Origin of the sequence: Amycolatopsis sp. cmx-8-4, from assembly GCF_046548675.1 — a bacterium.
Classification (GTDB): Bacteria; Actinomycetota; Actinomycetes; order Mycobacteriales; family Pseudonocardiaceae; genus Amycolatopsis.
The window spans coordinates 1-5414 of sequence record NZ_JAEBDZ010000070.1 but is presented as its reverse complement, the minus strand read 5'-3'; the positions used below and the strand labels follow the sequence as shown (position 1 = coordinate 5414).

4 protein-coding genes are annotated in these 5414 nt (G+C 70.5%); 2 read left to right on the top strand and 2 right to left on the bottom strand.

Going from position 1 to position 5414, the window contains the following annotated elements; all coding sequences use genetic code 11:
- Positions 1-121 precede the first annotated feature (121 nt).
- The gene (locus ACLJQZ_RS48290; RefSeq protein ID WP_410628450.1) at positions 122-985 is read right to left on the bottom strand and encodes an SDR family NAD(P)-dependent oxidoreductase; all 864 of its coding nucleotides are present in this window, start codon (positions 983-985) and stop codon (positions 122-124) included.
- A gap of 399 nt (positions 986-1384) precedes the next feature.
- Between ACLJQZ_RS48290 and aspS the strand changes: the two genes are divergently transcribed.
- Both aspS and ACLJQZ_RS48280 read left to right on the top strand, forming a co-directional pair.
- The gene (gene aspS, locus ACLJQZ_RS48285; RefSeq protein ID WP_410628448.1) at positions 1385-2620 is read left to right on the top strand and encodes an aspartate--tRNA(Asn) ligase; all 1236 of its coding nucleotides are present in this window, start codon (positions 1385-1387) and stop codon (positions 2618-2620) included.
- A gap of 10 nt (positions 2621-2630) precedes the next feature.
- Positions 2631-3476: an SCO6745 family protein gene (locus ACLJQZ_RS48280; protein WP_410628447.1), complete on the top strand. Its 846-nt coding sequence runs from the start codon at positions 2631-2633 to the stop codon at positions 3474-3476.
- A gap of 98 nt (positions 3477-3574) precedes the next feature.
- Here ACLJQZ_RS48280 and ACLJQZ_RS48275 read toward each other — a convergent pair whose 3' ends face one another.
- Complete coding sequence (locus ACLJQZ_RS48275) at positions 3575-5194, bottom strand: IS1634 family transposase (protein ID WP_410628445.1); 1620 nt, start codon at positions 5192-5194, stop codon at positions 3575-3577.
- Positions 5195-5414: the final 220 nt, after the last annotated feature.

Here is a 5414-nt window from a genome sequence, read left to right as displayed (position 1 = left end):
ACGTCCGCGAGTGGATCAAGGACTGGAACGAGGACCCCAAGCCGTTCGTGTGGAAGAAGACTGCCGAAGAGATCCTCGACTCGCTCGCCCGATATATCTCACGAATTTCCGGCGCAGGACACTAGTTCCGGGCGAGGCTGCTGAAGTCCCGCTGCGCGGCGTCGTCGGCGTCGGTGCGGCGGGACGTCTCGGCCCACGCGTCGATCTCGGCGATCTTGGCCTCGTCGGTGGCGCGGATCAGCATCACCGCGTCGGAGCCCAGCGGCAGCCGCAGCGGCGGCTCGGCCAGGTCGGCGAGCTCGGTGATCACGCGGCCGGCCTTGGCCGGGTCGCTGGTGGCGAGCTGCTCCGGGCCGCGGATGTGCTCGATCATCGGGTTCAGCACCGGCTGGTAGGCCGCGCTCGGCTCGATGAACGACATCGACGAGCCGGCCCAGTCGGTGCGGATCCCGCCCGGCTCGACGATCGTCACCTTGACGCCGAACGGCTTCATCTCGTTGGCCAGCACGCCGGAAAAGCCTTCGACGCCGTGCTTCGCCGCCGAGTACGCGGCCAGGCCGACGCCCGGCGCGATCCGGCCGCCGACGGTGGAGATCTGGATGATGTGCCCGTGGCCCTGCTGGCGTAGCACCGGGATCGCCGCGCGGGTTACCGTCACGACGCCCATCAGGTTCGTCTCGATCTGGGCGCGGAACTGCGCCGCCGGAGTGTCCTCTATGGACCCGAAGTCGGCGTAGCCGGCGTTGTTGACGACGACGTCGATGCGGCCGAACCGCTCGACGGCCGCGGCGATGGCCCGGTCGGCGGCGGCTTCGTCGGTGACGTCGAGCGCGACGGCCAGCGCGCGGTCCGCCGGCAGGTCGCCGAGGCTGCGCGGGTCGCGGGCGGTGGCCACGACGGAGTCGCCCCGCTCCAGGGCGGCGTCGACGATCTCCCGGCCGAGGCCGCGCGACGAGCCGGTGACGAACCAGACTTTGCCGGTCATGAGGTGTCCTTTCCTGATTGAATACTCATTCAACAGCGACGGTAGGCCTGTCGGTCACAACTGTCAACTGAACGTTCATTCAATAGTGGCGTGATGCCGGCCACGCCCGAAAATGCGGTGCGCGCTTCGCCGCGGCCGGGCTAACCTCCCGGCCAACGCGCTGATGGAGCCGAGTAGCCCCGGGAGCGCACGGGTCCAGAGAGCCGCCGGCAGCTGGGAAGGCGGTCCCGTGCCCCGCGGTGAAGACCCTCCGGAGTGCGGGGAGGAAATGCCCCGCCGGCCGGCCCCCGTCACGGGCCACGAGAGGCCGCCCTTCGGGGTGGCGAAAGTGTGGTGGCACCGCGAGTTCCCTTCTCGCCCGCACTCCCAAGGGGTCACGTCGCCTGCGAGAGGCCCACGATGATCTCCCGAACCTTGACCGCCGACCTGCCCCGGCACGTCGGCGCCCACGTCCGCGTCGCCGGGTGGGTGCACCGCCGTCGCCGCCTGAAATTCGTCACGTTCCTCGTGCTCCGGGACCGCTCCGGGACCGCGCAGGTCGTGCTGCGCTCCGACGCCGCGCCGCCGCCGGAAGAGACCGTGGTCGAGGTGCGTGCGACCGTGACGGCGAACCCGCGCGCGCCCGGCGGCGTCGAACTGACTTCGGCGACTCTGGTTCCGCTGTCGGAACCGGCGTCGCCACCGCCGTTCGACCTCTACCGGCCCGCGGTTTCGGCGTCGCTGCCGACGATCCTGGACCACGCGCCGGTCGCGTTGCGGCACCCGCTGCTGAAGGCGCGGTTCGCGGTGTCCGCGGCCGCCGTCGCCGGGTTCCGGTCCACTTTGGACGGACTCGGCTTCACCGAGACGCACACGCCGAAGATCGTCTCGTCGGCCACCGAGTCGGGCGCGAACGTCTTCGGTATCGACTACTTCGGCCGCCGCGCCTACCTCGCGCAGTCGCCGCAGTTCTTCAAGCAGGCGCTGGTCGGGGTGTTCGAGCGCGTCTACGAGGTCGGCCCGGTCTTTCGTGCCGAGCCGCACGACACCGCGCGGCACCTGGCCCAGTACACCAGCCTTGACGCCGAACTCGGGTTCATCGAAGACCACCACGACGTCATGGCCGTGCTGCGGGAGGTGCTCGCCGGGATGGCCGGGTCGGTCGCCTCGCTCGGCGTCGCCGTCCCGGAGGTACCCGCCGAGATCCCGGAGCTGCACTTCGCCGACGCCCAGGAGATGCTGGGGAAGGACGAGCCCGACCTGGCGGCCGCCGACGAGCGGTGGCTGTCGGACTGGGCGGTGCGCGAGCACGGGTCGGAGTTCCTGTTCGTCACGGGTTACCCGATGGCGAAACGGCCGTTCTACACCCACCCGGACCCGGCGCGGCCCGCGTACTCGAACAGCTTCGACCTGTTGTTCCGCGGGCTGGAGCTGGTGACGGGCGGCCAGCGGCTGCACCGGCACGCCGACTACGTCGCGGCGCTCGGCGGCGAGGTCGCGGACTACGGCGACTACCTGGCGGTGTTCGCGCACGGCATGCCGCCCCACGGCGGTTTCGCGCTCGGCCTGGAAAGGTGGACGGCGCGGCTCCTCGGAGTCGCCAACATCCGGGAGGTCACGCTGTTCCCGCGCGACCTGCACCGGCTGACCCCGTGAGGAGGCCGCGATGACCTTGCCCCGCCGGCTCTGGGCCGCGGTGGAACCGTTGCACGCGGTCGTCTATTTCGCGCCGGAGACAGCGGCCGCGGCGAAGGCCGTCGGCCTGCGCGGCTACTGGATGGGCTACTTCGCCGGCCGGCTCGCGCCGCTGGGCCCCATCGGCCCCGCGGCGGCGACGTCGGTGTTGTTCGGCTTCGCCCCGGCGATGGTCGCGCGGGCGCTGCCGGACGCGTGGTCGTTCGCGTCGCCGTCCGACGTCCTCGAGGCTCGGGTTTCCGCGGTGGAGAAGGCATTGGAGACGGCGTTGTCCCGCGCCCTGCCCGCCGTGGACGAGCTGGCTTCGTTGCTGGAGCGCGCGGCGGACGCGTGCCGCTTCGACGGGCGTCCGCTGGCGGCGGCGTGGTCGGCGGTGCCGCGCCCGTCCGGCGTGCCCGGCCGGCTGTGGCTGGCGGCGACCGTCCTGCGCGAGCACCGCGGCGACGGCCACGTCCTGTCGGCGGTCCACGCGGGCCTGTCGGGCTTGGAGACCACGCTGACCCACATCGGCGACGGCGTCATCGCCCGCGGCGACGTCCAACCGCACCGTGGCTGGTCCGACGAGGACTGGGACGCGGCGGTCGATCGTCTGCGGGACCGGGGCGTGCTCGACGCCGCGGGCCACCTGACGCCGTCGGGGGCCGCGCTGCGCCGCGGCATCGAGGAGGACACGGACCGGCTGGCGTCGGCGCCGGTCGAGGCGCTCGGCGAGGAGGGGGTGGCGCGGGTGCTGGAGCTGGCGGTCCCGCTGAGCCGCGCGGTGATCGACGCGGGCCTGGTGCCGGTCCCGAACCCGATGGGCGTCCCGCGCCCGTGACCACCCGGGGCCGTGCGGCGACCCTGGCCGGCTAGCCGGGTATTCCGCACATAGGGGTTGATCAACTCTGGGTGGTTGTCGGCGGGGTGGTTATGTGATCATCGTGGTTTGGTGGGGTCGACATCGAGGAGGTCCAGCAGCCGGGTCTGGAGTGGTGGCGGTTGAGGGATCCCTGGTGGCCGGCCATTGGCGGCGGGGATCAGGCGCAGCCGTGCCAGTGCTTCGAAGATCAGCCAGCCGGTGGGTTTGGCCGGTCGTCCGGCGTAGAGACCGTCGAGGGTGGTCTGCGGGGCGATCGCGGCCCGGACTTGGCGTTCGATCAGGCAGAAGATCAGTAGTGCCAGGCAGATCACGGTGATCAGGGCGGTGATGCGCCGGTTGTTTTTGAGGAACATCGGTGCCACGGCCAGCGGGCCTTTGAACGCGCCGTAGCGGCGTTCCACGACTTCCTGGCCTTTGTAGCGGATCAGGATCTCGCTGGCGGTGACGGAGTCGGGGAGGTTGGTCAGCAGCGCGTACCAGCCGTCGGTGGCCGCTTCGGTGTCCAGCGCCGCTTGGTTGAACCACCAGGTCAGGGTGGGTTTGCCGGTGGTCGGATCGGTGCCGGTGGTGGTGCGGAGGTAGGCGGTGACCCGGCGGGCGGCCGCGATGGCGGCGATCCGGGTGGTCACGGCTTGTTGGTCGGGGTAGTGCCGGGACCCCAGCCCGCGGACCAGCCGGTCGAGGTCGTCGGTGGCGCGGTCGAGTTTCTTGGCCCGGGCGGTGACCGCGGCGTGTGCTCGGGCGGTGGAGTGCACGAACACCCGCCGTAGCGTGAACGCCGGGTCTCGTTTGCGTTTACCGGTCAGGGTCATGGTGTCTTCGGTGACTCGCCACCGGCCACGTTGCGCGGCGGGTTTGCTCGCGTCGCGTTCGGCGACGTAGTCGACCTCGGTGGCGCAGTCGCGCTCGAGCGCGGCCAGCGTCGCGGCGGGGGTGTAGGCCTTCGAGGCGGGGGCGATGAAACCGGTGCCGGCATCGATCATCGCCGAGACATTGGTGTAGGACACCAGTTTGGAGTCCCCTATCAACAGGAAGTTCCGTGGCCGCGCGATTTTCTGCAGCACGGTCATCGTCCCCACCACCTGGGCGATCTCCCCTGCTCCGCCGTCGTAGGCCCGGTGGAAGACCGGTATCCCGCCATCGCTGGTGACCGCCAGCCCGGCCTGGATCTGTTTCAGGTCCGGGCGGCGGTCCTTGGGGTGCCCGAACTTGGGCGCCGGGTGGTCTTCGTCAATCTGGTCGTAGGCCCCGTACAGCGAGATCGAGGTCATGTCCCAATGCAGCCGGGAGGTGTCCAGCCCGAACACCGAGATCGCCTGCGCACCAACGGATCCCACGATGTGGTCGAGTTCGGGGGCGATCGCGTCCAGCGCGCGGCCGATCCGGTCGTCGTTGAGCAGAGCAGGGTCGATGCCGAAGACCTCCTCCACCGCGTGCTCGCCGGCCCAGCCGGTCACCCGGACCAGCGGCGCCGGAGAGGTCAACCGGTTCGCGACCAGCGTTTCGATCACCTGCCCGTGGGTCAGATCCGCGAGATCGCGGATCGGGCAGGCCCGATCGATGATCCCGGCCAGGTCCAGACGGCGACAGTAATCAGCGATCACCGGCAACGCACCCAGCTGTTTCTCGATGCTCGCCGCGACATACCGGGCCCGACGTCGTCCACGTTGATCCACGATCGAACACCCTGGCAGAACCCCCGACCGGGCAGGCCCTCAACCCCGCCGATCAACCCACCCACACCCATGTGCGGAAGACGGGGCTAGCCGCAATGCTGGTCGTTTAAGTCATCTTGGCTGCTCTCTTGGCGTATTCGGGCTTGCTCGGCGGTGTGATGGCCACCGCCGAGCGAGGCGGCCTGCTGTCCTGGCGTCGCTGTCGGTGATGCGCCCGCTT